Below are 26,521 nucleotides of genomic sequence, written 5' to 3'. Positions count from 1 at the left end.
TCAGGCCTCTTCTTCGGGGTCTTCGTCAGTGGCCGATGCGATGATGCTGGGATCGCCCACGACGTCGAGGACCTGGCCGTCCCAATCGATGCCGGCAACAGTCTTCAGATTCTCCAGGGCCTGTTCCAACAGCTCGACCGCGTCGTCGACCTCAATGGGGGCGAACTCTTCGCTCTGCCCGTACCGCTTGTCCAAAGACACCTGAGGGGCAGCGGCTTCGATGAGATCGCAATTGGCCCGAAGCACCAGCTCCTGGGCCGACAAGGCCGAAGCAAGCAGACCGTAGGCGGCCAGAACAGCCCGATGGGCTGCATCGGATTCGGCATCGCCACCGAAACGTAGCTGCCGCAGAGCGGAGAAACTCAGTACCCGGGTCCGAATAATCCTGGAGCAGGCGACCCCTCCGAGGTTCTGATCGACCCTCGGGGGAATATTGCCCAGCCCCAGTCCGGCCAACGAAATGGGTTTGTCCTTGGTCTGTTTGCTCTGGTTCTGGAGCTTGGCGATGTTCTTATCGGACAGTTCGGCCTCCTGGTCCTTCAGGAGCCGATCCAGGTTCTTCCCGTCCAACTTGACGCTGGGGGAAACACTGTCGGCCCGGCCAGCCCCGCGGGTCGGGGACTTGTGATCCGAATCGGTCTGCTTAGCAGTTACACCGATGACTTCCCCGGACAGGATCGTCCGAAAACGGGCCTGATTTGCCTTGCGCCGAGAATCCCAGCCCCCAAGCAGGGCCATGGTCGGTGCCGTATTGAAGACAGCTGAGGCATCGGCCTGAGACGAATCCCGGACTGCCCTGTACGAATCATGATGGGTGGCAGGTACCCCCTCGATCCGGCCGGCCTGAATATGTCCGTCGAAACCACGGGCGGGAAGATCGAGATCAGTGAAAGACTTCCCCGCGTTTTCGTAGGTCACACGGATTGTTGGCACCTTCGACAGGAGCTGATATCCGGGGGAGCTCTCGTCGTTCCGAGCCTGGACCACTGCGCTCTCGTCCCGGTTGCTGACACTCTGCTTCGAATCCACGATCACGACCAACATTGGTTGCCCGCTGATATAGCGCGTCTCGAACGCGAACGTCGCATTGCCGCGCCCGTCCACGTATTGGGCCGGGGCAACCGTAGCGTGCTCTCCACCGGCTGGTTGCAGTTCAGTGACCACGGTCAGGGCGCTGCCTCCTCCTGGTTTGCACTGGGGGTAGAGGTGGTCGTGGAACGAGAATTTGGTGGTCATGCTGTCTCCAATCGAAGCACCGGACGGATACACGGCCCCAACCACGGTCAGCCGAGGGGGACCACTCCAAACGTATGTCATGGACCACCAACCAGCAACCCCAAACCTAGTAGATAATCCAAGTATCAATATTTATGTTGTAAAAGTTGGGATGCTGGCCCGTAAGCTGGAGATCGGTGGAGTAGCCTTCGTTGAGGCTTGGACAATCTGCTAGGCATAGAGATGCGGTCACTTAGCTACTCCACCGCCCCTGGCTGACCTCAAGGCGCGTTGAAGCGGGGCCGGTTGCTGGGATCGCGGGGATCCGTCCTGGGTCGAATCTGCCCTACTCCCGGCGTTTTCCTTGCAGGGCTGCTCTGTGGAGTCGTTGAGTCTTCACCGGCGCTCCTGTTAGTGCAGCAGGATGGTAGTGTCAGTGGCATCACGATCAGCCCGTTGCCTCATGGCGCGGGCTGATTTTCTGCCCAGGCCATGCGCTACGCCAGCAATTCACTATCCAGAGAGTTGGCCTGATTCGAGCAGAGCCTGAGACTAGGGCCTGTCTCGCTGGTTGTGGGTTGTTCCTTAGGCGTGTGGTAACAGGGTGTAGTTGGTTATGCTGATCAGTTCCCCATCACGGAACGCGATGATCGCTCCACCGACCCTTGAACAGGGAGTCGACCAGGGATATGGCAGACCGCCGCAACGAAAAGATCCCCCGCCCGCACGGCACACTGCTGAACGGCAACACCCAACACTTTTTGGAGTACTGCGCCGGCGGCGATACCACCTGCATGGTCGAAATCCGTCGCAACAGCTATGTCTCGGCCGAATCCATCGAAGGCCACGACAAACTGGCCCAACTGGCAGAAGATGATGCCCAAGCGCGCGCCTACTTCCAGGCCCTGGACTGGAACGAGAAGACCGGACGCTACATACTCACCGGCCCCCTGGCCAAAGAACGGGTCTTCATTGATGATCCGGCCTATGACCCGTCCGTCTACACCCTGACTGCCGAGGAAGAAGCCGACGAACAATACTGGAGAGAACTCTCCGAGGCAGCAGAGAGAGGAGAACTAATGCCGTCAGGACGACCCCATTTCGTCGCCCGGGCCGAGAGGAACGAGGCCGGGACCTGGACCGTCGATGTCCCCGAGGTCGGAGTCAGCCAGGTCGAGGACCTGGCCGAAGCCAAACCCGACATGGTCTCCGCTATGGCAAACCGGACCGGTACCCACATCGAGGCCGACGATCTTTCGGTCCGTCCCTATTACCGAGTGGTTGTCCATGCTCGAGCATGGTCGGGCGGATGGGAGCTGATCTTCGACAACGAACAGGCCACCCAGGTCAGCGAGCTGGATTTCGCCGAACAACAGGTCCGAGACTTCCTCGACACCGTGGAACCAGAACTCGATCATTCCGACGTCGACGTCGAGATCGTCATCCACAACGGATCTCAATGATGCAGGCCAGCCTCGGCTGTCTCTCACCAGCCGTTGCTCCACCCGCAAGGGCAGGATTCGGCCTGACAGACCAGGCGGGGAGATCACGCATCCGATGTCGTCTTCATCGATTCGTCCTCTTGAGTTAGACACCATGGCTTGGATGTATTTGGGTGCTCCCGATCATCAGCCAGCCTCGAGCCTTGACCCCATAAATCGAGATCCGCGCGCAGGGCACCTTGCAAGCAGGTCTAGACAGCACGGGATGGCGGGAACAGCTAGCCTTGGCACTTGTTTGCCTATCGGGTACACGTTAAGTGGTTCTGCTGCCCACCACGCCCGTATTATCGACGGCAAGTCCACGCGGGATTCGCTTCGCAACCACAAGTCGCACGGTGCGGGCTAAGTGCCGGAGGAGGGAACATGCCACACCTTGAACCAGATCCAGAGCTGGTCACCCTACACTCGCGTGGCAACGCCACAGTCCGCGTTCCAGATGCGCAAGACAGGTGGTTTCTTCGCCATGCTGATGACCTCATTATGAGAATGGAGCGGCAACTCAGCTCAGGAGATACAAACGCCCGCCGATCAGGAGCAGTTTGTCGTCGTTTTAAATCGGCGTTCACGAATATGGTTCGGTGAGGGTGACCAACCAGAAGACTAACCTTCATCGCGAGGCCACCCACCGCTGCGCAACCCACGAACACCCGGAGTCGAAGAGCTTCAACAGCAGGCCGAATCTAAACCTTGCGGGTCAAGCCGCCGGCTCGAGATGCTCTTCCACCCATTCATCGATATCAGCCTGCCGCCACCGTACCGCGTTGCCGAACTTTACTGCTCGCGGGAGAGACTCTCCACGAGAACGCCTTCGATAGATCGTCGATACTGACATCCCAGTCTGCGCCGACAATTCCCGCACATCGAGCAACACTGCTTTGTTACGCCGCTCAGTATCCATGCTGGTCACCTCACAAGTTACCGTATTCTATAATCTGTTACTCAGAGTATCACAAGTTATAATTTCTGGTAACGTGTCATCCATGAAAGCCACAACTTACTCGCGCGCCGTGGGCCTGTTCGTCCGCAAATACCGGATTGAACACCAGATCACGCTTGAGACCATTGCACGACATGGGCGTGTATTCGGAGCCCGGTGGAGCGTATCCAGTATCCAGGCAATAGAATCCGGACGGGCTGCACCGACACTACCGACACTGCTGACCCTCGGTCTGGTTCTCGGCGATCTAACCGGTCGACGGTTGACCCTGCTTGACCTCCTGGGAGATGCAGAGACCTTCGGTCAACCGCCTCTATCGCGTCGCAATCAGCCAGTCGGCCGGTCTTTCGTGGCACGAGCGCTGAAGGGCAAACCGCTGGAACTTCGGGAGACCGACTTCGATCACCCCATTGAGCACAACTGGAGCCGTCAAGGACCTGAACCGTTGCCCGGAGAAGAGACATCAGAATCACGCTCACTCGATGGCTCCGACCCCATTACTGGCACACCACCACTGAGGCCCTCCGAACGATCCGGACAGCTCGATGCACTGCTGGAAGACAGCCAGCTCCCCCCGGAACCGGACTGGAATCAGGATGAGACGGTCGTGTCAGACATCCTTCCACCCAGCCTCGCCGAACGGCGCGCCGCAAAACGACTCGGAATCGAAGCCACCCAGCTTCAACGCTTGGCAGATCGATTGTGGGGACGATCGATAGAGGAAGAGTCTGCGCGTCGCGCCGGGGAAGGCAGCACCTCACAAGCACGTGGGCGGGTGACCCGTCTTCTGGTCGCCGAATTGCAACAGACTTTGAAGGAGGGGTCGTGGGACGACCAAGACTGAGCATTGGTACCTACGGGACGATCAATCTGACTGAGATTCAACCCGGCAAGTGGAGGGCCAGAACCAGATATAGATTTGCCGATGGGAAGGCTCGCCAGATTGAAAAATACGCCTCCACCAAGGCTCGGGCTGAAACTTCCCTCAAGCAGACGCTGCTGACCGTTGAGGCCAGCCGTGGGGGCACATTGACTCCGACGACGCCCCTGCGTGTCCTCGGGCAGAAGTTTCTGGCACACAAGCGCGATCTAGGGCGTTCCGAAGGAACTTTGGAGACATACGGATATGCCGTCAATGCTCACATCATCCCCAAGATCGGCGATCTCACGGTCGGGGAAGCAAAACCTGATCGGCTCCAGGCCTTCCTTAACGGAGTCCACAAAGCCGCTGGGCCGGGAGCAGCCAAAAATTGCCGCTCGTCGCTCAGCGGCATGATGGCTCTGGCCGTCAGCAATGGCGCGGCCGCACGAAACCCCGTCCGTGACGTCGAGCGGATCAATCATCACAAGGGCAGAAAAGGGTCCACAGCTGTATCGGCCGAGGCTCTGCCGGACCTTGTCGAGAAACTCCGTGCATCACCGAGCTTGATTGAGCAAGATACGGTTGAATTGCTTGAGTTCATGATGGCTTCAGGGTGGCGAGTGGGTGAGACCTGCGCCCTGGAGATCTCTTCCGTTAATTTCGCGTCCAGAACTGCTGAGGTGGAAGCTACCTGCGTCAGGGTCAAGGGCCGCGGTATCATCCGCCAGACGGTGCCCAAAACGGCGGCATCCCGCCGCGTCACGCCCCTGCCCCAGCAGACGATGGAACTATTGTTTCGCCGATATTCGCGGCTGAAGGACTATACGGATCTAGTCTTCCCGACACGCCTGATGACCCTGCGAGATCCATCCAACACGCAACGTCAATTACGCGACGTTCGACAGGACATCGGATACCCCGACCTATCGACCCACTCCTTCCGCAAGACGGCGGCCACCATGCTCGATCGGGCCGGCATGTCCGCCACAGAGATCGCAGCATATCTCGGACACGAGAATCCGTCCATGACTCAAGATGTCTACCTGAACACCTTGAAGGGCGAGACAAAGGCAGGCAACGTGATGCAGCACCAGTTGGAGGGGCTCATCTGAAAATGCGGGGTTTGTGCGGGGTCGCTGACTGTTATACAAAGAAAACCGCCCCGCATAGAAGCCTACGGGGCGGTTTTCAGTGGCTCCGACCGGCGTCGATCCGGTGACCTTACGATTTTCAGTCGTACGCTCTACCAACTGAGCTACAGAGCCAGGCACATCTAGTGCAGATATGCCACGACGGCGTCTCTATCTGACATTCATCAGAATAAATACGCCGCCAGAGCGACCCTGACGGGACTTGAACCCGCGACCTCCGCCGTGACAGGGCGGCGCGCTAACCAACTGCGCTACAGGGCCTAGTTGTTTTTTCCAACGAGAGAAAATCCTATTGGAATAAACTAAGGTGTGCAAATCAGAGACTTGCAGTACCCCCAACGGGATTCGAACCCGTGCCGCCGCCGTGAAAGGGCGGTGTCCTAGGCCGCTAGACGATGGGGGCTTAGGCCAGCTCGGGAGTATTCCTCGCTTGGACCTCCATAAGCATAATCGCGTTTGGAGCCAAAGCACAAATCGAGAATCCCGAAAGAGTCGCGAATCACAAATAAGGCGGAGAGTCGGCCCTGAACGCTTCTGCCTCCACGGCCGACTCCGCCCGCCTTATGCGAAACAGAACGAATCAGCCCCAGACCACACCCGGTTCCGGAGCGGAGTCGATGCGCTCGTCCTTGAGCTCCGGGACGATCATCACGGGATTGTCCGAACTGTGCAGCACGCCTTGCGACGTCGAGCCCAGGATCATTCCGGTCAACCCGCCACGTCCCCGAGTACCGACCACAATCATGTCGGCTTCCTCGCCGGCTTCGATCAGCACGCGCACTGGGGAACCATCGATGAGTTCCGCGGTGACGTCGAGCTTCGGGAAAAAGCCACTGATCCAATCCTTGGCCTGGTTCTGAAGCTCCTCGACCTCGCGGTACATGGCCTCGAAGTCAACGGCAGCGGGAACCCAGTTCACCGCACCGGTGAACGGCGCGAGCGCGTTGACGAGCTTGAGACCCACACCCATGCGCTCGGCCTGCTCGGCGGCCTTCAGAATCGCGATACGAGCCTGATCCGAACCGTCCGAACCGACGGCGACGCCGTGGCTCGGCTGAAGAATCGTCGCATCCTCCGCGTGCCTCTTTGCCCAATTCAATGGAACGACCACGACGGGGCAGTGAGACTTGGCCGGCAACGCCGTCGAGACGGTGCCGAGAAGCCTGCCGAGGAACCCCTTGGCCGACCGAGACCCGACGACAATCAGCTCCGCACGCTTGGAAAGTTCCAGCAAGATGCCCGAAGCATCGCCGGTCTCCACCGTGGCTCGCAAATCGACGTCGTCGTCCTCGACGCGACGATGAGCCTCGTCGAGAATTTGGGTTACGCCGTCTTCCAGCGCTTTGTCGTCGATGACGGAATATCCCGAGTCGAATCCCGTGCCGGTGAAGACCGGCAAGGAATAGGCAGTGACCAGGCGAACCGGAACCTTGCGCCTCTTGGCCTCGGAAACTGCCCAGATCAGGGCCCCGTAACTTTGATCGGAACCATCAATTCCGACGATGACCTCGCCGTGGATATCTCCCAGATTCTGGCCTCCGGAGCCCTCAGCCACCGCGCGGGCCCCGAACGTGCTGTTGGAATGCAAGCCATTGGTCTCTGACATGGCGTCCCTCCTTGGGTAGTTCCTGTACCCATTCTAGGACGTAAATCACGTATATGCCCTGGTGCGCCCCGGAAATTCACTTCCGGGGCGCCACATGAGAGCCCCTACTGGCCTTTTCGGGAAATTTCGACCATGTCTTCACGCGGAACGACCTTGACGCGCTTGCGCGGGTTGCCCTCGGCGTCGGTCACGGCTTGCCCCAAGGACTGCTCGTGCTCGTCCAGGGCATGCCACCCTTCCCACGTCGTGTATTTGATGCCCTTCGATTCGAGGAATTCGAGAACATTCTCGGCATCGGCCTTGGTCGCCGTGAATTCTCGGTCCTCGAGCAAGTGGGTGATGGTCTCCAACGCATCCGACTTGGTCGAGCCGATCAGGCCCACGGGACCGCGCTTGATCCACCCGGTCGCGTAGAGCCCCGGGATGGGCGTCTCGGTTTCGTCGAGGACGCGTCCTTCCTCATTGGGAATGACACCCCGCAGGCCGTCGTAGCCGACCTCGGGCAACTGAGAACCGTGGTAGCCAATTGCGCGGTACACCGCTTGAACGGGATATTCCTCGGTTTCTCCCGTCGGGCGAATTCCGCCCGCGCCGTCGAGTTCATTGCGTTCCATACGAATGGCGCGGACCTTGCCATTCTCATCCCCCACGATCTCGGCCGGGGACTGCATGAAGTGCAGGTGGAGTCGACGGGAAGCGGTTCCCGGATTATCTTTCTGCTCCTCGCGCCATTTGTTGAGGGTCTTGATCAAGGCCTTGATCTGGTTATTCGACTCGATAGCCGCTTCGGAGGCCTCGTCGAATTGGAAGTCCTCGTCGTGAAGCACGATGTCGACATCGCGGGATTTGGCCAGCTCGCGGAGTTCGAGCGGCGTGAACTTCATCTGAGCCGGTCCGCGGCGACCGAAAATGTGGACGTCGGTGACCGGGGACTGCTTGAGACCCTCGTAGACGTTGTTTGGGATCTCGGTGACCAGCAGGTCTTCGGCGTGCTTGGACAGCACACGGGCGACGTCGAGCGCGACGTTGCCGTTGCCCAGGACCGCGATTTCCTTCGCCTCGAGAGGCCATTCACGGGAGACGTCGGGGTGGCCGTCGTACCAGGCCACGAATTCGGCAGCACCGTAGGAACCGTCCAGTTCGACTCCGGGGATATGCAGCGACGCGTCGAAGTAAGCTCCCGTCGCGAAAATGACCGCGTCGTAATGTTCGCGAAGCTCAGCGAGCGTGATGTCCGTTCCGTACTCCACATTGCCGAAGAATCGCAGCTTGGGGTTCTCCATGATCTTGTGCAGCGAGGTGATGATGCCCTTGATGCGGGGATGGTCGGGAGCAACGCCATAGCGAATCAGACCGAACGGCGCGGGGTAGCGATCGAAAATATCGATGCTGACATCCACCTCGCCGTCGGCGACGGCATCGGACTTGGTCAGCAGGTCCGAGGCGTACACGCCCGCGGGACCCGATCCGATCACGGCGACGCGCAGCGGACGGGCGGGGTTTTCAGACACAGAGACTTCCTTTCGTAACTGATCCCGGACTCGGTTCCGGGCCCTCGTGAGGAGGGGCAGCACTGAGGCACTAGCTATCAGTCTAACGAGATGACCTCATACGAATCAGGGTGCCCTTAGTAATTCTTCAGCGGACGTCATAGGCAGATCGGTAGAGTTGAGTCATGACCCCAAGCTCATCTGCACAGCCCGAAGGATCACCCCGTTCGGAGGATCATGACCTCGACACCTCAGGCATGAATACCTCGGTGGATCCACGCAATGACCTCTATCGTTACGCCAACGGAGCGTGGATCGACCAGCACCGAATCCCCGCTGACCGGGGAATCGACGGCGCATTCTACGCACTGCGCGACCGCTCCGAAGAACAGATCCGAGACATCATCGTCTCGGCCGGCGAAGCCGATCCCGAGTCCAAAGTCGGTGCGTTGTACAACTCCTTCATGGACGTGGACGCGATCAACGACGCCGGCAATCAGCCCCTGGAAAAGGATTTCTCCCTCCTGGACGCGGTTCAGGACAAGGACGGCCTGGTCATAGTGCTCGCTGCCCTCGATGCCAGCGGCGTCGGCAGCCCGGTCGGCCTGTACATCAACAACGACGCCAAGAACGCGACGGAATACGTCCCCTATGTGGCACAGTCCGGTCTCGGCCTTCCGGACGAGGAATACTACCGCGAGGCCAAGTACGCCGAGATCCGCGAGGCATACCGCGAACACATTTCCCGAATGTTCGAGATTACGGGAGCGGCCGAACGCCTCGGCGAGACCCCCGATTCGGCGGCACGGCAAGTCTTCGATCTGGAAACGCAGCTCGCCTCGCATCACTGGGACAAGGTCATGTGCCGCGATGCGCACAAAACCTACAATCCCTACACCCTGGCTGGGCTCAAGGATAAATTCCCGGGCTTCCCTTGGGGTCGGTGGGTCGAAGCCCTCGGGGGCTCCGAGGAGAGTTTCGCACGCGTCGTCGTCGCGCAGCCTTCCTTCCTCAAGTCCTTCGCAGCCATGTGGAAGACGGAGCCGATGTCCCGCTGGAAACTCTGGACTGCTTGGCACATCATTCACTCCCGCGCCGCATTCCTTCACGACGAGGCGGTGCAGGAGAATTTCGAGTTCTACTCCAAGCGCCTCATGGGAACAGAGGAAATGCGCGATCGTTGGAAGCGCGGAGTCGGGCTCGTGGAATCTCTTCTGGGCGAGGAAGTCGGCAAGGAATACGTCGCCCGCCACTTCCCGCCCGAGCACAAGCAGCGGATGCAGGAACTCGTCGGGAACCTGATCGAGGCCTACCGTGATTCCATTTCCTCGTTGGACTGGATGACGCCGGCCACCCGTGAACGAGCATTGGAGAAGCTCTCTAAATTCACCCCGAAGATCGGGTACCCGGACGAATGGCGTGACTACTCCTCATTGCAGATCAGTCAGAACCTCGTGGAGAACGTCCGCTCGGGCAATCGTTTCGAACACGACTACGAGCTCGGAAAGCTGGGTCAGCCCATCAACCGTCATGAGTGGCACATGACTCCCCAGACCGTGAACGCGTATTTCAATCCGGTGATGAACGAAATCGTGTTCCCCGCTGCGATCCTGCAGCCGCCGTTCTTCTCGATGGATGCCGATGACGCCGCAAATTACGGCGGCATCGGGGCCGTCATCGGGCACGAGATCGGGCATGGCTTCGACGATCAGGGTGCCAAGTACGACGGTGATGGCAACCTCAACGACTGGTGGACCGAGAAGGATCTCGAAGAATTCGAGAACCGCACGAATTCGTTGGTCAGCCAGTATGCGCAATACACCCCGGAGGGGCTGGACCCGGCCGAGGACCGCGTCAACGGTGAACTGACTCTGGGAGAGAATATCGGCGACCTGGGTGGGTTGACGATTGCGATTAAGGCGTACCGCAAGGCGCTCGAGAAGCAAGGCACCACGCTCGAGGACGCGCCCGAGGTCGACGGCGTCAGCGCTGTTCAGCGCCTGATTCTGGCCTTCGCGCAGATTTGGCGGTCCAAGGCGCGCCCCCAGACAGCCAAGATGCTTCTGTCGATCGACCCGCATTCCCCCTCGGAATTCCGGTGCAATGGCACGGTTCGCAATGTCGACGAGTTCCACGAGGCCTTCGGCGTTCGGCCCGAGGACGAGATGTGGCTCGACCCCGAGGAGAGGGTGAGGATCTGGTGAAGCCGGAGGTGTTCGTCGTCGGGTCGGTGAGCCGCGACGTCACCGTGACCGTTGAGAAGTTTCCGGCCCCCGGGGAAACGGTCGTGGGCCATTCCGTAACGTACGGTCTGGGCGGTAAAGGAGCTAATCAAGCGGTTGCCTCCGCGCTAACCGGAGTCCCGACCTCCTTCCTCGGGTGCGTTGGAACTGACGAGGTCGGAAAACAGCTCGTCTCGGTCCTCCGCGACCGAGGGGTCCGGACCGAATGGGTCGTCGAGGTGCCCGGGGACTCGGGCTCGGCGCACATCACCGTGGACGCGCTCGGGGAGAACATGATCTCGATCGTCCCAGCGGCGAACCGGTCGGTCTCCCCCGAGCTGATTCGGCGGGGGCGCGATTGCAGTTTCGACGATGCCGCGGTCGTCATGGCGCAGGGCGAAATTCCGGCCGAAGCCCTCGAGGAGTTGGCGCGAGCGGTCGCGCCCCTCGAAGCGCGTCTGGTCCTGAACCTCGCTCCGGCCGTGAAAGTCTCGACCGAGTGCCTCGCCGCGACCGACGTGTTGATGGTCAATGAGTCCGAAGCCGCCGCAGTGTTGAGCGAATTGGGCTCGGCGACTGTCGAGTCGGTCGCCCAACGGTTGACCGAACTCGCGCCGAATGTGGTCGTGACATTGGGCGAGCAGGGCTCTGTCGTTGCCACCCGCGAGGATCCTCGGCCCACACGTATCCAGGCTTTCCCCACAGAAGATGTGGTGGATACGACCGGTGCGGGAGACGCTTATGCGGGGGTCTTCGCAGCTGCCTTGGCACATCGGGTGTGTTCCGACGACGGCGCAGGAACCCTGCCGCTGGAAACTCTGGCGGCGTGCGCGACCATCGCCTCCCGCGAGGCCGCCAAGGTCGTCGAGAAGGCAGGGGCGTCGTCATCCTACTCAGAATTCTCTTTGGAGGAACAATGAAGGTTGATCTCAATTCGGACTCGGGCGAGTCCTTCGGCTCCTGGACCATGGGCGACGACGCCACGATGGCGCGGATCGTCTCCTCGCTCAACGTCGCATGCGGATTCCACGCCGGAGACCCCGTCGTCGCACGGACGACGTGCCGTGCGGCGGCGGAAGCCGGTGCCGCTGTGGGGGCTCACGTTTCTTACCCCGATCTGCAAGGATTCGGCCGGAGAGTCATGGACATGGGCCACAATGAGCTGGTGAACTCGGTGATCTACCAGATCGGCGCGCTCCAGGCCATCGCGGTGGCCTCGGGTACGCAGGTTGCTTACGTCAAACCCCACGGGGCGCTCTACAATCACATTGCCCGCGATGAAGCCCAAGCCCGCGCTGTGGCGGAAGGTATCGCATCGGTCAGCACCGATCTGCCGATCTTGGTTCTGCCGAATTCCAAGATCGCAATGGCCGCGGAGGCAGCCGGGTTGCGCGCGGTTCCAGAGGTCTTCGCAGACCGCGGCTACAACTCGGACGGTTCCCTCGTGTCTCGCAGGGAACAAGGCGCGGTCCTCCACGATGCCGACGAGATCGCTTCCCGCGTCGTGCGCATGGTCAAGGACGGACTGGTCACTGCGGTCGACGGTTCAGAGATCGAGGTCAATGCCCAGAGCGTGTGCGTGCACGGGGATACACCGGGAGCTGTGGAGATCGCGAGAACCATCCGCCAAAGTCTCGACGACGCCGGAATCGCGGTAGAAAGTTTCGCCGCAGCATAACTCGGTGGAAGCACTCACTCGAACGACAAAAGCGCACCGGAGTAGTTCGACAACCGGTGCGCTTGTGGCATTCGTGGCGAAGAGTCATCGCCCCCAGCACAAGATACTCAGGAGAGCTCGGGCCTGACCCTGGAATCGTCAACATCTCGGTGGCGCCAAGCCTCGACAATCCACATCGCAAAGAACACGAAGAGGCACATGATGGGTATCGCGGAGATGACCAACGGGATCGTGGTGATGTCGTCCAAATACTGCGAGGACCCGTACAACGCGATTCCGATCCACATCGGCGAGATGTACAGGCCGATTCCGGCGACCCAGGCGAGAACCAAGGCAACGGTGCGCTCCGGTCCACGACGCGAGAAGAGCCACGGGAGAGCGTCCACACAAATTGCGGCGATGATCAGCGGGAACCACGTGTTGTGATGTGACCAGGAAATGGGGGAGATCGAGAGCATCACGAAGGCATTGAGCGAGACGATCGACAGTTTCATCCCCCGTTTGTCCAACGAGGGAATCACGGCCGCTACGCCCACAATGAGCGCAACGATCAGCACGTACATCACGATTTTCAGCAATGAACCCGTCAGGCCAATGTGCATCAGCCATCCCTGGATCGAGATGTTGTCCAGGTAGTTGATGTTCCCGACCCTGGACGGATCGGAAATGGCATGGAACCAGAATTCCGCTGCCTGGTGGGGCAGAAAGATCACGCCGACCAGGATGGTGCCCGCAAACGACGCGGCCAGGGTTACCAAGCCCTTGATATCCTTGCGCATCAGGAGGACCAGCCCGAAGGCCAGTGGGGTCAGCTTGATGCCCGCGGCGATACCGATCAGCAGACCTCGCGGAACCTTGGTGGCCGGGCGCAGCAGATCCGCGAGAATCAAAAGCATGATCAGCGGGTTGATCTGCACGAGTCCGAGCCCACGTCGCCACGGCCCGGAAAGGCAGATGAGCGCGGCCAGAAGCGCGATCGTCGTCGTGCGCCCCAGCTTGTCCTGCAGCGGAATCTTGTACCCGCGGTGGTTGACGTAATCGTAAATGATCGCGGCGAACCACCATGCGACGGCGATCGAGAACAGGACCATAATCGCCGTTCCGACTTTGACCGGCAGGAACGCAAATGGCAGAAACAACAAGGCCGCGAACGGAGGATACGTGAACGGCAGGAACGAGGTTTCCGTGAGCGGCACGAGGTGAAGCTCGTAGAGGTCCTTGTTGATTCCGTCGTTGCCGAAGATCGTCGCGGCACCCGCACGGTAGACCGTAAAGTCCAAGCCGCCTTGTGTCAGTGCGTAGAGAATCTGTCCGCCGAGAACGACGACAACGACGATCCAGGCGGCCGCCTGCCAGGGTTTGGAGGGCGCGCTGCGCTCAACGGAAGAGGAAGTCATTGGTTCAGTTTACCTAGCGATCAGCCCTGAAGCTGCGGTTGTGGACGGAGAACAGAATCGGCCTGCCCGCCGTGGGGCCAGCGCAAGCCACATCGTGCATCTGCCCTCGCACCGCGCTGGGCCCCGATACTAGCCCTGCGGTTTTTCCGAGTCCTCCGGCGAGGACTGGTTCTTGGGCTTGGCCACCAAATTGGTCGGACCGGCGCCCGCGACTTTGCGGCGACGTTTGGGCTTGCGCACCTCGCCGTTCTCGCTGTCCGGCTCGGCCTTCTTCTTTTTCGGCATCGCCGCGATCCGCAATGCCGTTTCGATCACGATCACCAGTAGGCACACGTAATACACGATGTACGAGGGGTACAGCGCGAACACGGTTCCCACAACACCGATGAGTGTGGCCACGAGGGCCAGAATGCCCAGAACCATGACGATCGTGTGCGCCAGGAAGAAACGCTCCGAGCCCTTGTTGCGCCACGCCAGGTAGACGGACATGAGACCGAAGAGAACAGGGAAGAAAACCTGTCCGGCCACCGCCATGGAATCCGGATGCCACTTGTAGAGACCCATCGCTTGAATGATCGCGGCGGCGGCCAGAGCCAGGGAAGCAGGCAGAGATTTCATGGCCGCCAGTCTACCGGCCTCACGCCGTGATGAAGTATGTGAGTCCCGCGATCACGAACACAGTGCCAGCAATCAAGGCACAGACGAGCTCGATCAGCATGCCGATTCCGGCGGCTTTCAGCGCCGCAACGGATGAGGAGAAGGCCGCGCCGAGGTCCTTCTGGCGGTATACCTCGGAAGCGAAAAGGCCCACCGCAAAACCGATGACCAGCCCCAAAACCGGCAATACGAACATTCCGACGACCGCGCCTATGACTCCGTAAAGCAGTGAGCGGTTCGGGATGCTTCTGCGTTTCATGGTCCGGCCCGTGAGCACAAGGCTCGCGCAGAGCCCGACGAGAGCCAACCCTCCCCCAAGGCCCAGAACCCACCAGCCTTCGGGCGCACGGACCGTCAGGGACCAGACCAAAGTCGCCGCCAGGACGAGAACCGAACCGGGCAGTACCGGAAAGATAATTCCCAGGATCCCGACGACGATCAGCAGGGCGGCGACAACGGTCGCGACGATTACGGCTGTCATACCTTCAATCCTACGTCTCACCAGCCATGACATGGCTTGGCAGAGAACCCGGACGAGTTTTTGCCAACGCCGAAAGGCGCTTCGCGCCAGCGTGTGCGTTTCTACCTGGTCACGCCGAAGAGTTTGTCGGTGTGCGCATTTCCGAAAACGGCATCCGGGTCCAACCGTTCGCGCAGCCGCCGGAAGTCCTCGAAGCGCGGATACAACCGCGAAAGCTCCTCGCAACCCAGCGAGTGCCTCTTTCCCCAGTGGGGCCGGCCGCCATGGGCGCGCATGATCTTTTCGACCCCGCCCAAATACCTCGTCGGGTCCTCTTTAAAGTACTGGTGCACGGCGATGTACATCGTTTCACGGCCGAATGCGGTCGAGAGAGGCACGTCGTCGGCCGCAGCCACACGGCCTTCGACGGGAAACGAGACCTTCAGATCGTTGCGCTCGATGAATCGCTTGACTTCCCTGATGGCCTCGGGACCTTCTTCCAACGGAACCGCGTATTCCGTCTCGTTGAACCGAACCCTCCGCGGCGAGACGAAGACTTCGTGGGCCGGGGCACGGTAGGAGCGGTTCGACGTCGCCCACGCTGCCGCATGGGCCATAGCCGGAACAGCCCGGGGGAAAGCGGTACCGACCTCGCACATCAGGCTGAGCGCGCCATTGTCCACGATTTCTTCGCTGAGCATCTGCAGCCAACGGGTTCGCGGCCCGATGTGCGCGAGGTCCGGTGGTGATGCAGCGCCTCGGGGAACACGGGTGTTTGTTTTGGCGACCGCCTTGTCGGTATGAGGGAACCAAAAGAATTCGAGGTGATCATGAGACCGCGCACGATCCTCCAAGCTGGCCAACAAGTCCTCGAGATGTTCCCCGGTTTCCTGCGCAACGAGGTCGAAGGCCTCCACGCATTCCAGCTCGACTTCCAGGATCATGCCCAGCACCCCAACCGATATCCGCGCCAGATCGAAAATTTCGGGATTCTCCGATGCGGACAGGCTCATAACCGAGCCGTCCGGCGTCACGAGGCTCAGCCCGGTCACGGTCCCGCCGAAACCGGTGAAGCCCAGGCCAGTACCGTGAGTTCCCGTCGAGATCGCTCCCGCAATCGACTGGGGGTTGACGTCTCCCTGATTGGTCAGGGCCAAGCCGTATGGTTCAAGAAGCCGAGGAATGTCTCGCAGGCGTGTTCCGGCAAGGAATCGTGCGCGACGCCGGGGCAGATCGACCCGGACGAGCCCGGTCATCTCGTCCAGATTCACGAGGTGTTCGTCGCCGAGGGCGATTGGTGTGAAGGAGTGGGCGGCTCCGACCACTCGGATCCTTTCCCCGTTGTCTGCGGCTTGGCGTACGACACCGACTGCTTGCCCCTGCGTCCGAGGCTTCCACAAGTGCTGCGGTTGCGCGGATTCGATGCCCGACCAATTGCTCACCGTGTGCATCAGAAATTCCACCCCTTTCCTCGATAAGTGGCCCAAGTGTCGACAACCCGACCGTCCGCGACGACCACATACTCGGCCAGGTGCTCGGCAAGTTCACCGGCTTTGGCATGCCGGAAATACACCAGGTCGCCCAGCGCCAGAGTCTCGGCGCCCGGTCCGCGAAGCGGCGTCTGGACTTCTCCTGGTCCTTCGGCCAGCGAATACTTCAGTTCTGCAGGCCAATCGATCGTGGGAAGACGGTCGGTTCCGCTCGGGCCCGAGGCAATCCATCCGCCTTCGAAGACCGTGACCCAGCCCGGCGCCGGACGCCGCACGACCGGCGTTGCGATGAAGGCCGCGGGGCGATGATGAAATTGTTGGTAACCGTCGAACAAGCCGGGCGAGAGCAGCCCCGAACCCGCGGCGACCTCCGTCAGAGTTCCCTCGCTCGAGCTGCTCTCGAGCGATCCTGTGCCGCCTCCGTTGACGAATTCCAGGTCCCGTTCTTCTCTGATCGCGGCGAGGACCTGAGCCCTGCGTTCCTTGAGTTCGGCCGCCGAGGTTCCCTGCATGCGCCGCGTCAGAATGGCACCAAGGCCCTTCCCCGCATTCCCCCGTCCAGCGATTTGGCCCTCATATGACAGGACACCCACCAAGGCGAATCGAGGCCGACGGGCAATCTGCCGGACGACGTCGATCGCCTGTTCCGGCGTGCGGACCGGTGATCTGCGGGCCCCCAGATGCAAACGGTCGGCCAAAACTTTCTCCCAAATCCGCAACGACGCGTCGACATCGAGACAGACCCGAACTGGCGGGAGGGGCGATGCGGAGGCCTCCGTCTCACCTTGGCGGAGTTGGTACTCGATGTAATCGAGGTGTTCCGCAGAGTCGACCGTGAGCGTGATGTTTTCCCTCCCGGTTCGGCTCTCACCCAGCTGCCGCAGAGCAGATCGGTTGGTCGTGGGATAAGCCACGAGTATGTCGCCGAATCCCTCCTCGACCAGCGACAGGGCCTCATCCAGGGAGAAAGCCATGATGCCGTGAAATCCCGGCTGGGCCAGAACGTAGGACATTGCCCCAGGGACACGCAGAGATTTGGAGGCGACACGGATGGGAAGTCCCGCAGCCCTCTTGCGCAAGGCCGCAATGTTGGTGTCCAGAGCATCTCGATCGATCGCTCCGACCGGTCCGTCCATGCCGTGGAGGGCCTGCCGGATGGAGAGGGAAACCATAGAAAATCCTTGCTTGACGAGGTGCTTTGCCTCACACCATACGTCAAAATCTGCCAAACTGGACTCATGAGTACAGTCAGTGCCGATCTCTCCTCCACCCGGCCCAATACCGTGGGCCTGCCCCCGCGACTCGCCGAGTTCCTCACGGAGAACCTGAGCGATGATGTCGCAGGAACCGGACCCCGCCTCCAGGCCACGGCCCCTGCGCTCGGAGAGAGGCTGTTCTCTTTTCACGGCGCAGGCGCTGAGGATGTGTTCCGTGCCGTCGATAGGGCTCGGGCCGCGCAACCGGGGTGGGCCGAACGGCCCGCGTCCGAACGCGCTGCCGTCCTGCTCCGCTTGCACGGTGAAATCCGGCGCCACGAAGAACTCATTCTGGACACGATCCAGGCCGAAACCGGCAAATCCCGGATCCATGCGTTCGACGAGGTCATGGACGCATACAACGTGTGTCGTTTCGTGGGACGCACGGCCCCGAAAGTCCTTCGTCACGAACACCGCCGTGGCGCCCTTCCCGGGCTGACGAACACCACCGTCCAGCGCCTCCCTCTGGGAGCGGTCGGGTTCATCACCCCGTGGAATTACCCGGTCTCCTTGGGAGGAACGGATCTGCTCTCGGCATTGGCCGCGGGCAATGTGGTGATCCACAAACCCGATTCCAAGACCGCGCTCTCGGCCATCCTGATGCGCCGGCTCGCGATCTCGGCCGGTCTCCCGGCCGAGGCGTGGCAGCTTGTCCCGGGTCCCGTGGATGAGATCGGCGACGCCCTCCTGGACATGGTGGATGCGGTGTCTTTCACCGGATCCACCGCCGCCGGTCGCGGTATCGCCCAGAAAACGGGCGCAATGCTCAAACCGACCGCGCTCGAGCTCGGCGGCAAGAACCCCATGATCATCTGTTCGGACGCTTCCCTCGATGCAGCGGTGGACGGGGCCGTGCGAGGGTGCTTCTCCTCGACGGGCCAGTTGTGCCTGTCGATCGAGCGCATTTATGTCGCGGACGAGCTCTACAACGAATTCTGCACACGTTTCCGGAACGCCACTGGGGCGCTGCGACTGGGTTTCTCATTCGACCACCACCACGACGTCGGCAGCCTGATCTCCGAGGAGCACCTCGCCAGGGTGCAACGCTCCGTGAAACAGGCCACACAGGTCGGCGCGAAGATTCTTGCAGGAGGCTCGGCACGGCCGGACCTCGGTCGTTGTTTCTTCGAACCGACGATTCTCACCGATGTACCACCCTCGGCCCGACTCACGCATGAAGAAACCTTTGGTCCGGTCGTCGCGGTCTACCGAGTCGACTCCGAGGACGAAGCGATTGCCCGTGCCAACGAGACTCCCTACGGCCTCAATGCGAGCGTGTACTCGGGCGACAAATCCCATGGACTGGCGGTCGCCTCCGACGTCGAAGCCGGAATGGTCAACGTCAACGAAGCCTTCGCCGCCGCGTGGGGATCGATTGCGGCGCCGTCCGGCGGTCTGAAGGCATCCGGTCTGGGGCATCGGCACGGGCCGGAAGGAATTGTCGAATTCACCCGAACTCGAACCGTTGCCCACCAGGCACTCATGCCCATTGCTCCCTTCGGTCCATTGGACGGCGAGAGGTTCCAAAAGGTCATGAGCCAGGCCCTCGGGGCGATGAAGGCACTGCGGCTGAAGTAGCTGCCGAAAGCAGCACCAACGCGTTCCTTCGTGATCTCTGACATCCCGGAGCGACCAGGCCAAACGCACTCTGTAAGCTTGGCCCGATGGCTAATTCGAAAAAGCGCTCTCCCGCCGGAAAACCCCACGACGGTCAGGCCAATAAGATCTCACGGACGCTCGTGCGCCACTGGCAGGTCCTGACCGCCCTGCTACTGCTCGTGGTGGGTTCGGTCGGTCTGATCCTGAGTGACTACGGAAAGTCGGAGTGCACGATTCTGAATTCATCGGCCATACCGGATCATCTGTCAGAAGACATGCAGAAGGCCTCGGAGGAATCGGGATTTCCCGTCAAGATTCTCGCGGCTCAGATCGAGGCCGAATCGGGGTGGAACCCTGACGCTCATTCGAAAGCCGGTGCCATGGGAATCGCGCAATTCACCCAGGACACCTGGGACGTCTGGGGGGACGGGGACCCCATGAATGAAAAGGATGCGATCGCGGCCCAGGGCCGGTACATGAAGTACCTCCACAAGCAGGCCGACGAATACGCCAATTCCGAAGAAGACGTCGCACGGTACGCTTTGGCCGGCTACAACGCCGGCCCCAACGCCATGAAGAAGGCGCACGGTGTCCCCGACATCTCCGAAACCAAGAATTACGTCCACAAGATCATGAAGCTTTCCGAAGGCAAGTACTCGAAGACTTGCAATTAGTCCACGGGGTTCAGAATTCGAGCCGCGGTCCGGAGCATTCTCCCCGAGGCTGGCTTCCTTGGACTAGATTGGCACTATGCCTACGTCTTCACATATTCCTTGGGTCACATCGGTCGAGGACGCCGACCAGCTGCTCCTCGGCTCCGACCTGGAGGTCCGCGTGGCCGATGTGCGTTGGTACTTGGATGGGCGCTCAGGTTCTGCCGCCTTTGCCTCGGGCCATCTGCCCGAGGCGACTTTCGTCGATCTTGACACGGTCCTTGCTGCGCCGGCAACGGCCGAATCCGGCCGACATCCGCTCCCGGATCCCGAGACTTTCGCGGCCGGCATGGAAGCCGCGGGCATAGCCGAGAATACCGTCGTCATCGCCTACGACGATGCCTCGGGAGGCTCTGCTTCCCGACTCGTGTGGTTATTGCGCGCCACGGGGCACACCGCGACCCTTCTCGACGGCGGGATCCAGGCCTGGACCCGTCAGCATGGCGCGGACGCCCTCGAAACCGGGGCAGGCGACGAAATTCCGGCACCCGCGGGAAGCTTCCGACGCACGCCGGTGAACCCGGAATGGCTCGCGACGATGCACGACGCCGAAACTGCCGCTTCTGACGGACTCCCGCTTCTGGACTCGCGTGCCCCAGAACGGTACCGGGGCGAGGTCGAGCCGATGGATCCATGGGCAGGCCACATTCCCGGCGCACTCAATGTTTTCCACGCGGAGAACATCGGAACGGACGGACACTTTTTGGCGGCCGTCGATCTGCGGAAACGCTTCGGAGAGGCAGGCGTGGACGGCGATACCGAACCCATCGTGTACTGCGGGTCCGGCGTGACGGCATGTCATAACCTCGTGGCTCTGGAAGCCGCAGGCCTCCACGGGCGCCTCTACCCGGGATCCTGGTCCCAGTATTCGGCCCTCCATCCCGAGCCGGGCGATATTTCCGGCTCATAGAAGAATTCCCCACTTCCGTGCCAGGAGTGGGGAGTTCTTTGTGCCACCGGAGCGCTGGGCCCCTAGAGGACGCCCGCCAGGCGCTGGACCCCCTCCGCGAGACGTTCCGGGGCCACCGATGAGAACGCGAGGCGCACATTGCGTGCCCCGGAGGGCTCGGCAGGCGGATTGCCTGCGCGGTGCGCGGCGGCGTCGTCGTAGAACGCGGTGCCCGGCACGAACACCACGCCCGCATCGATGGCCCGGGGAAGTGCTAGCTCAGCATTTCCGGCCCCGCCCTCGGGCAGGGTCAGCCAGGTGAAGAACCCACCCTCCGGAGTCGTCCACTGCGTGCCCTCGGGCATGAACTTCTCGCACGCCTCCAGAACGGATTCGCACCGCTCCTTGTACAGCTTGGAGGTCCTGCGGGTGTGAGGCTCCCACATCCCTTCGCTCATGAACCCGAGAACCAGCCGTTGGGAGAGGACCGACGGACAAATGGTTACGGCCTCACCCGCGATCTGCAGGAACTTGCGGACCCGCGGCGGCGCAACCATCCAGCCGACGCGCACCCCCGGTGAGAAAACCTTCGAGAAACTACCGAGGTAGATGACGGCTTCGGGATCGTACGAATGCAGGGACCGATGACGCTCCCCGTCGAATCCGAGCTGACCATAGGGGTTGTCCTCAACCACCAGGACGTCGTTCTCACGGCACACACGGACGAGTTCTGCACGGCGCTCGTCAGCGAGCGTCACACCGGTGGGGTTCTGGTAATTGGGGATCGTGTAGAGGAATTTGACCTTTTTTCCCTCGGACTTGAGGCGTGTGATCTTCTCCTCGACCTCTGCCGGGTCCAGACCCTGATCGTCCATCTCTACCTGCTGGACCTCGACCTCGTAGCCTTCGAATACCCCGAGGGCGCCAGTATAGGTGGGCCCTTCCGCCAGAATGACGTCGCCCGGGTCCGTGAACAGCTTGGTCACGAGGTCGAGCCCCATCTGTGAGCCCGCGGTCATCTGGATCTCGTCCAGCTTGGGGTGGGAGCCTTCCGACTCCATGAACTCACACACGAGCTCTGCCAGTTCTTCCAAACCGGCGCCCGAGCCGTACTGCAGGACCTCGAGGCCCTCCTCGGAGATGATCTTGGAAGCCATCTCACCCAAACGGTCCAATGGAAGGAGTTCGAGGTCCGGGTTGCCACCGGCCAAAGAGATGATGCCCGGACGCATCGAGACCTCGAAGACGTCACGCACGGGCGAGGGACGGAAGCCCGCAGCCCTCGAGGCAAAACCTTGCATGAGACGCGCGTCCGCGCCGGTTGCTCCGGACATGAGTTCCTGAATGCTGACCACTTAAGTCTCCTTTGATTCGAGTGGAGGTCGAGGACCTGGTCTGGTGGGGTCGTCGCGTGCGGACACCACGGCTGAGGGGCACGCCCGGGACCCGTGTGGGGCCGCACCCGGCGTCCGTGCCGGGTACGGCTCCTGCCTATGCCCCGTACGTGTTCTTGGCCTCGCCGTATGCGGGGCCATCTGCCGACGCGTTCTTGCCCAGGGCCATCAGGCTGATGAATTCGTACACAATATGTGCCGCGGCTATACCGGTCAGTTCCGCGTGATCGTAAGCAGGGGCCACTTCCACGACCTCGGCGCCGACCACGTCCAGTCCGCGCAGGCCACGGACGATCTCGAGGATCTCGCGGCTCGTCGCGCCACCGGCTTCCGGGGTCCCGGTCCCCGGAGCATGAGCCGGGTCCAGCACGTCGATGTCCAGGGAAATATACAACGGACGGTCACCCACGCGCTTTCGGAGCAACTCGACGACCCTGTCGACGCCGAGGCGGTAGATATCGGCGGATGAGACAATGCCGAAACCGAAGCGGGCGTCGTCGTCGAGATCCTCCGTTCCGTACAGCGGACCCCGGGTGCCTACGTGGCAGAGCGCATCCGTATCGATGAGATTTTCCTCGAAAGCACGGCGGAATGGGGTTCCGTGGGTGTATTCGGCACCGAAGTAGGTATCCCACGTATCCAAATGCGCGTCAAAGTGCAGCAGAGCTACCGGCCCATGCTGTCGGTGCATGTTCCGCAGGTTGGGCAGCGCAATGGTGTGGTCACCGCCGATCGTAACGAGCTTGGTACCGTCCTTGGTCAGCTCGTGAGCGCCCGCGTCCATCGCCTCAAGGGCTTCCTCGATGTTGAAGGGATTGCCGATGATGTCACCCGCGTCAGCGACCTGGGTGTTCTTGAACGGGGAAACGTTCTGCGCAGGGTTGAAGGGACGCAAGAGACGGGAGGACTCGCGAACGTGATTCGAACCGAAACGCGCACCCGGGCGGTACGAGACCCCGGTGTCCCACGGCATGCCGGCGACGACGACGTCCGCCTTGTTCACCTCGTCCAATCGGGGCAACCGAGCGAAGGTTCCGTTACCGGCCCAGCGCGGGACCTGGGCGGCGTTGACGGGACCCACGTACTCGCGACCGTTCGCATCGGTTTCGATAATGCGCTCGGGGTCCGCCGAGAAACTCGGCTGAATCTTGGGATCGTTTTTGCTGCTCACGTGTGTCCTCCCGGGAAGTCGTACTGGGCTTGTTTCCCATTGTGCAACAAAAGTTGCTTTTATGCACTGGGACATACTCGTCACGCCCCGCCCGCAAAACGATCCGCCTAGACGTAGCGACGAGCCGCCTGAATCGCTTGCTTGACGTACCCACCGCCGAACAATGCCGCATGGAGCAGGATCAAATGAAGCTGATGCAAGTCCACGCGTTCCTGCCACCCCGCCTCCAGCGGATGGACCTCTTCATAGCCTTCGAGAATGTCGCGCAGATGCGGGGCTCCGAACATCGCCAATGCGGCCAGGTCGTCCTCGCGGTGCCCGCCATAGGTCGTCGGATCGATCAGCACGGCTTCGTCACTGGTCCAGAGCACATTGCCCGCCCACAGATCACCGTGCAGACGGGACGGCGCATCACCGTCGTCGAAAACTCCGTCACGCAACCGCTCACACAGCTGACCGAACAGTCGTCGCTCGTCGCTGGAGAAGCCTTTGACCTCCCGAACCAGCGGCGCAATCCTCAACTGGGCGAACATCGCTCCCCATGATTCGAATTCACCGAGGGGCAAGGCCAGTTGCTGGCTCGCAGGACCTTGGTATCCGTCGCCCTCCCACCCTGGAGGGCCCGCTCCCCATGCCGGGGCACCGGCGTCGTGCATCGTGGCAAGACCCTGGCCGAATGCCCGCGCGGCCGCCTTGGACGGAGAGGATTCCCGTATCAGTTCGAGCCGGAGGCCATCCTCGGCCACACCGACGACGCGACAAATGCGCGCACCCCCATCGCCTTCCGCATCGGTTAGCCATTCCAAGCCGGATTTTTCCCAGTCAGCAGGTCTGCCGGTCGTGTGCTTGGTGAAAAACTCCATACCTCATGATCCACCAACGCACCGCCAGCCCAAAAGGGGTCGGCGTTAACCGGCACGCCACTTTTCTCTGCCACTATGGATTCGTGAGTTTCTTGATCGCCCATCGCGGGCACTCCGAGAAGGCCCCCGAAAACACCATGGCCGCGTTCCGGGCGGCCGCGGACGCCGGTTTCCAGTGGGTTGAGACGGATGCCGACATGCTGGTTGACGGGACCATTGTGCTCATCCACGATTCGTCCTTCAAACGCACTGGTAAAGTCGCGACCCGTGTGAGCGAATCGCAGATTGAAGATCTGGCAGAGATCGACGTAGGTCGCTGGTTCTCCCCGAACTTCGCGGACACTCGCGTTCCCACCCTCAGAGACCTGGTGGATCTCATGAACAACACCGGCCTGAACATGAATCTGGAGCTCAAGCTCACCGACCCCAGCCCTGAACGGGTCGACACCTACATTCATGCGATCGCCCGGGAGCTTGAGCGCGTCAAACCTCGTGACGAGGAACCGCGCGTCATCGTTTCCTCCTTCAATCACCCCCTCCTCACGGCACTCCACCTCGTGGCGCCCCGCCTTCGTTTGGCCTGCCTCTTCGAGCGGAACCGTTTCACCCTGACGAACCGGCATTCGGGGTGGCGAGAGATCGCCCATTCCATCGGCGCGACGTACGTTCATCCGCACCATCGCGAACTCAACGAACATATCGTCGGATTGATACATGCCGAAGGGCTCGAAATCAACACGTGGACCGTCAACAACCCTGGCCGTGCAGCCGAACTCGCCGGCTGGGGCGTCGACGGAATCTGCACGGATGGCCCCAAAGGGCTCACTCCAATCGAGGCGCCCGCAGCATTGCGGCACGCACCTGCGGCACGCCCCGAGCCGCATCAGTCCGGAAGCGCAAAAGCCCATCCGTGATTATTAAATAAAATTTACATAAATTCACATTTATAGCTTTCGTTGTAAACATATGACGAATTCATTTTCCAGTCTTTGTTGACCACATACTGAGACGTGCATTACATTAGGCTCACCAGGGCCAAAAATAGTTTGGTCCGTAGCTCTATGGAGTTAGTCAATGAAAAAGCCTCAGCACCTTAAGAGAGCAGCTTCAGCACTTGGAATCCTCGGCGCTTCAATCGCTCTGGGCGTTTCCGGCACCCCCGCGTTGGCGGCAACGCAGGCGGATTCGACCAATTACATCGTCGGCGGTCAGGCGACCAATAGCCCTAATATCGTCCAGCTCTCCTTCAACACCGCAGGAGAGTCGGGAACCTTCGGCTGCACCGGCGAAGCCATCAACAGCGAATGGATTCTGACCGCGCGCCACTGCACCGAGGATTCGCAGAACATGAAGGCCTACTACTCGAACGACACGGCCAATCCCGGCAAGGCCTATGGTTCCGATCGAGTGGTCAATTCGCCCTACGGTGACGTCGGCTTGATTCACCTCCAGAGCCCGCAGGAGGTCAGCTCGTACGCCCAGCTGGGAAGCGGCTACAGCCCCAAGTCGGGCGACCAAGGCAATATCTTCGGGTACGGTCTCCGTGCCAACCAGGGACGAGCTGACTGGCTGTACACCGCGAGCGTGAACGTCTTGGGCTCGTCGACCGACGCCTTCGGCGGCAAGGCAGTACACGTCCGCGGTTCGAGCGGAGCCTCCAATCACGGCGACTCGGGTGGTCCGCTGGTCATCAACGGCCAGATCGTCGCCGTGTGCTCGACCGGCGACTCCGCAGATCCCGGCGCAGACACCCAGGCCGGCAGCAATTACGCCAACCTGACCGATCACCGCAACTGGATCAGCCAGCAGACCGGGGTCTAATCCAGCATTTCGACGGACACCACTTCGCGCGGCGACAACCCCTTCACATCCGGGCGTTGTCGTCGCGCGAATACTTTCGGCCCATCGAGAATTCTCAGGGCACAGAAGAATTTCGATATCTTGAGGAAATCTCGGCACTTCTTTTCAA

At 61.1% G+C, this 26,521-nt stretch carries 23 protein-coding genes and 3 tRNA genes; 11 read left to right on the top strand and 15 right to left on the bottom strand.

Features of this window, described 5'->3' with window-relative positions; translation table 11 throughout:
• Positions 1–1,236, bottom strand: a complete 1,236-nt coding sequence (locus EWR20_RS08845) for a type I-G CRISPR-associated protein Cas7 (RefSeq protein ID WP_129360303.1) — start codon at positions 1,234–1,236, stop codon at positions 1–3.
• A gap of 668 nt (positions 1,237–1,904) precedes the next feature.
• Between EWR20_RS08845 and EWR20_RS12955 the strand changes: the two genes are divergently transcribed.
• Positions 1,905–2,678, top strand: a complete 774-nt coding sequence (locus tag EWR20_RS12955; RefSeq protein WP_238147683.1) for a hypothetical protein — start codon at positions 1,905–1,907, stop codon at positions 2,676–2,678.
• 733 nt (positions 2,679–3,411) lie between these two features.
• On the opposite strand, the gene EWR20_RS13145 is transcribed toward EWR20_RS12955, so the two are convergent.
• A complete protein-coding gene (locus tag EWR20_RS13145; protein ID WP_129360302.1) occupies positions 3,412–3,615 on the bottom strand; it encodes a helix-turn-helix transcriptional regulator in 204 nt (67 codons plus the stop codon).
• A gap of 82 nt (positions 3,616–3,697) precedes the next feature.
• On the opposite strand from EWR20_RS13145, the gene EWR20_RS08830 reads away from it, so the two are divergent.
• Together EWR20_RS08830 and EWR20_RS08825 are read left to right on the top strand one after the other, a co-directional pair.
• Positions 3,698–4,498, top strand: coding sequence for a hypothetical protein (locus EWR20_RS08830; protein WP_129360301.1), 801 nt, complete (start codon positions 3,698–3,700; stop codon positions 4,496–4,498).
• Positions 4,480–5,628 carry a tyrosine-type recombinase/integrase gene (locus EWR20_RS08825; RefSeq protein ID WP_129360300.1) on the top strand — a complete coding sequence of 383 codons (1,149 nt, stop codon included), beginning with the start codon at positions 4,480–4,482 and terminating at the stop codon, positions 5,626–5,628. The genes EWR20_RS08830 and EWR20_RS08825 overlap by 19 nt, the downstream gene beginning before the upstream one ends.
• An 80-nt stretch (positions 5,629–5,708) precedes the next feature.
• Here the strand turns inward: EWR20_RS08825 and EWR20_RS08820 are convergent.
• The 5 genes from EWR20_RS08820 to EWR20_RS08800 form a co-directional block, all read right to left on the bottom strand.
• Positions 5,709–5,781, bottom strand: a tRNA-Phe gene (locus tag EWR20_RS08820).
• A gap of 73 nt (positions 5,782–5,854) precedes the next feature.
• Positions 5,855–5,928 (bottom strand) — tRNA-Asp (locus tag EWR20_RS08815).
• A gap of 69 nt (positions 5,929–5,997) precedes the next feature.
• Positions 5,998–6,070 (bottom strand) — tRNA-Glu (locus EWR20_RS08810).
• A 177-nt stretch (positions 6,071–6,247) separates the two neighbouring features.
• A complete protein-coding gene (locus tag EWR20_RS08805; protein ID WP_129360299.1) occupies positions 6,248–7,273 on the bottom strand; it encodes a universal stress protein in 1,026 nt (341 codons plus the stop codon).
• 104 nt (positions 7,274–7,377) lie between these two features.
• Positions 7,378–8,784 carry an FAD-dependent oxidoreductase gene (locus tag EWR20_RS08800; RefSeq protein WP_129360298.1) on the bottom strand — a complete coding sequence of 469 codons (1,407 nt, stop codon included), beginning with the start codon at positions 8,782–8,784 and terminating at the stop codon, positions 7,378–7,380.
• A 164-nt stretch (positions 8,785–8,948) separates the two neighbouring features.
• On the opposite strand from EWR20_RS08800, the gene EWR20_RS08795 reads away from it, so the two are divergent.
• Genes EWR20_RS08795 through EWR20_RS08785 form a run of 3 tightly spaced genes read left to right on the top strand, consistent with a single transcriptional unit; the run spans position 8,949 to position 12,663 of the window.
• Positions 8,949–10,967 (top strand): M13 family metallopeptidase, encoded by a 2,019-nt coding sequence (locus tag EWR20_RS08795; RefSeq protein WP_129360297.1) that lies wholly within the window; start codon positions 8,949–8,951, stop codon positions 10,965–10,967.
• The gene (locus EWR20_RS08790; protein WP_165001004.1) at positions 10,931–11,905 is read left to right on the top strand and encodes a ribokinase; all 975 of its coding nucleotides are present in this window, start codon (positions 10,931–10,933) and stop codon (positions 11,903–11,905) included. The genes EWR20_RS08795 and EWR20_RS08790 overlap by 37 nt, the downstream gene beginning before the upstream one ends.
• Positions 11,902–12,663 (top strand): LamB/YcsF family protein, encoded by a 762-nt coding sequence (locus tag EWR20_RS08785; protein ID WP_129360295.1) that lies wholly within the window; start codon positions 11,902–11,904, stop codon positions 12,661–12,663. Before EWR20_RS08790 ends, EWR20_RS08785 begins: the two co-directional genes overlap by 4 nt.
• Positions 12,664–12,770: 107 nt before the next feature.
• On the opposite strand, the gene EWR20_RS08780 is transcribed toward EWR20_RS08785, so the two are convergent.
• The 5 genes from EWR20_RS08780 to EWR20_RS08760 all read right to left on the bottom strand — a co-directional run bounded on the left by EWR20_RS08780 (position 12,771) and on the right by EWR20_RS08760 (position 17,839).
• Complete coding sequence (locus tag EWR20_RS08780) at positions 12,771–14,060, bottom strand: glycosyltransferase family 87 protein (protein ID WP_129360294.1); 1,290 nt, start codon at positions 14,058–14,060, stop codon at positions 12,771–12,773.
• 129 nt (positions 14,061–14,189) lie between these two features.
• Entirely contained in the window at positions 14,190–14,678 is a 489-nt protein-coding gene (locus tag EWR20_RS08775; RefSeq protein ID WP_129360293.1) for a hypothetical protein, read from the bottom strand.
• A 19-nt stretch (positions 14,679–14,697) separates the two neighbouring features.
• Positions 14,698–15,198, bottom strand: a complete 501-nt coding sequence (locus EWR20_RS08770) for a DUF456 domain-containing protein (protein ID WP_129360292.1) — start codon at positions 15,196–15,198, stop codon at positions 14,698–14,700.
• Positions 15,199–15,299: 101 nt separating this feature from the next.
• Positions 15,300–16,628, bottom strand: a complete 1,329-nt coding sequence (locus EWR20_RS08765) for a D-arabinono-1,4-lactone oxidase (RefSeq protein ID WP_193553888.1) — start codon at positions 16,626–16,628, stop codon at positions 15,300–15,302.
• Positions 16,628–17,839 (bottom strand): alanine racemase, encoded by a 1,212-nt coding sequence (locus EWR20_RS08760; protein WP_129360291.1) that lies wholly within the window; start codon positions 17,837–17,839, stop codon positions 16,628–16,630. Before EWR20_RS08760 ends, EWR20_RS08765 begins: the two co-directional genes overlap by 1 nt.
• 66 nt (positions 17,840–17,905) lie before the next feature.
• On the opposite strand from EWR20_RS08760, the gene EWR20_RS08755 reads away from it, so the two are divergent.
• From EWR20_RS08755 to EWR20_RS08745, 3 genes are all read left to right on the top strand, one after another.
• On the top strand, positions 17,906–19,501 hold the full coding sequence (locus EWR20_RS08755; protein ID WP_129360290.1) for a succinic semialdehyde dehydrogenase: 1,596 nt from the start codon (positions 17,906–17,908) through the stop codon (positions 19,499–19,501).
• Positions 19,502–19,587: 86 nt separating this feature from the next.
• Positions 19,588–20,196: a transglycosylase SLT domain-containing protein gene (locus tag EWR20_RS08750; protein ID WP_129360289.1), complete on the top strand. Its 609-nt coding sequence runs from the start codon at positions 19,588–19,590 to the stop codon at positions 20,194–20,196.
• Positions 20,197–20,272: 76 nt separating this feature from the next.
• Positions 20,273–21,145 (top strand): sulfurtransferase, encoded by an 873-nt coding sequence (locus EWR20_RS08745; protein WP_129360288.1) that lies wholly within the window; start codon positions 20,273–20,275, stop codon positions 21,143–21,145.
• A 62-nt stretch (positions 21,146–21,207) separates the two neighbouring features.
• On the opposite strand, the gene EWR20_RS08740 is transcribed toward EWR20_RS08745, so the two are convergent.
• The 3 genes from EWR20_RS08740 to EWR20_RS08730 form a co-directional block, all read right to left on the bottom strand.
• Positions 21,208–22,479: an aminotransferase-like domain-containing protein gene (locus tag EWR20_RS08740; protein ID WP_238147681.1), complete on the bottom strand. Its 1,272-nt coding sequence runs from the start codon at positions 22,477–22,479 to the stop codon at positions 21,208–21,210.
• Between the two features lie 136 nt (positions 22,480–22,615).
• Positions 22,616–23,689, bottom strand: a complete 1,074-nt coding sequence (speB, locus tag EWR20_RS08735) for an agmatinase (RefSeq protein ID WP_371811896.1) — start codon at positions 23,687–23,689, stop codon at positions 22,616–22,618.
• 107 nt (positions 23,690–23,796) lie between these two features.
• A complete protein-coding gene (locus tag EWR20_RS08730) occupies positions 23,797–24,552 on the bottom strand; it encodes a fructosamine kinase family protein (protein WP_129360286.1) in 756 nt (251 codons plus the stop codon).
• A gap of 83 nt (positions 24,553–24,635) precedes the next feature.
• On the opposite strand from EWR20_RS08730, the gene EWR20_RS08725 reads away from it, so the two are divergent.
• Positions 24,636–25,466, top strand: coding sequence for a glycerophosphodiester phosphodiesterase family protein (locus EWR20_RS08725; protein ID WP_165001003.1), 831 nt, complete (start codon positions 24,636–24,638; stop codon positions 25,464–25,466).
• A gap of 160 nt (positions 25,467–25,626) precedes the next feature.
• Positions 25,627–26,373: a S1 family peptidase gene (locus EWR20_RS08720; RefSeq protein ID WP_129360284.1), complete on the top strand. Its 747-nt coding sequence runs from the start codon at positions 25,627–25,629 to the stop codon at positions 26,371–26,373.
• Positions 26,374–26,521: the final 148 nt, after the last annotated feature.

It is taken from the genome of Rothia uropygioeca (genome assembly GCF_004136585.1).
Classification (GTDB): Bacteria; Actinomycetota; Actinomycetes; order Actinomycetales; family Micrococcaceae; genus Rothia.
The sequence above is the reverse complement of the archived record's forward strand: the minus strand, read 5'-3'. Positions and strand labels throughout refer to the sequence as shown.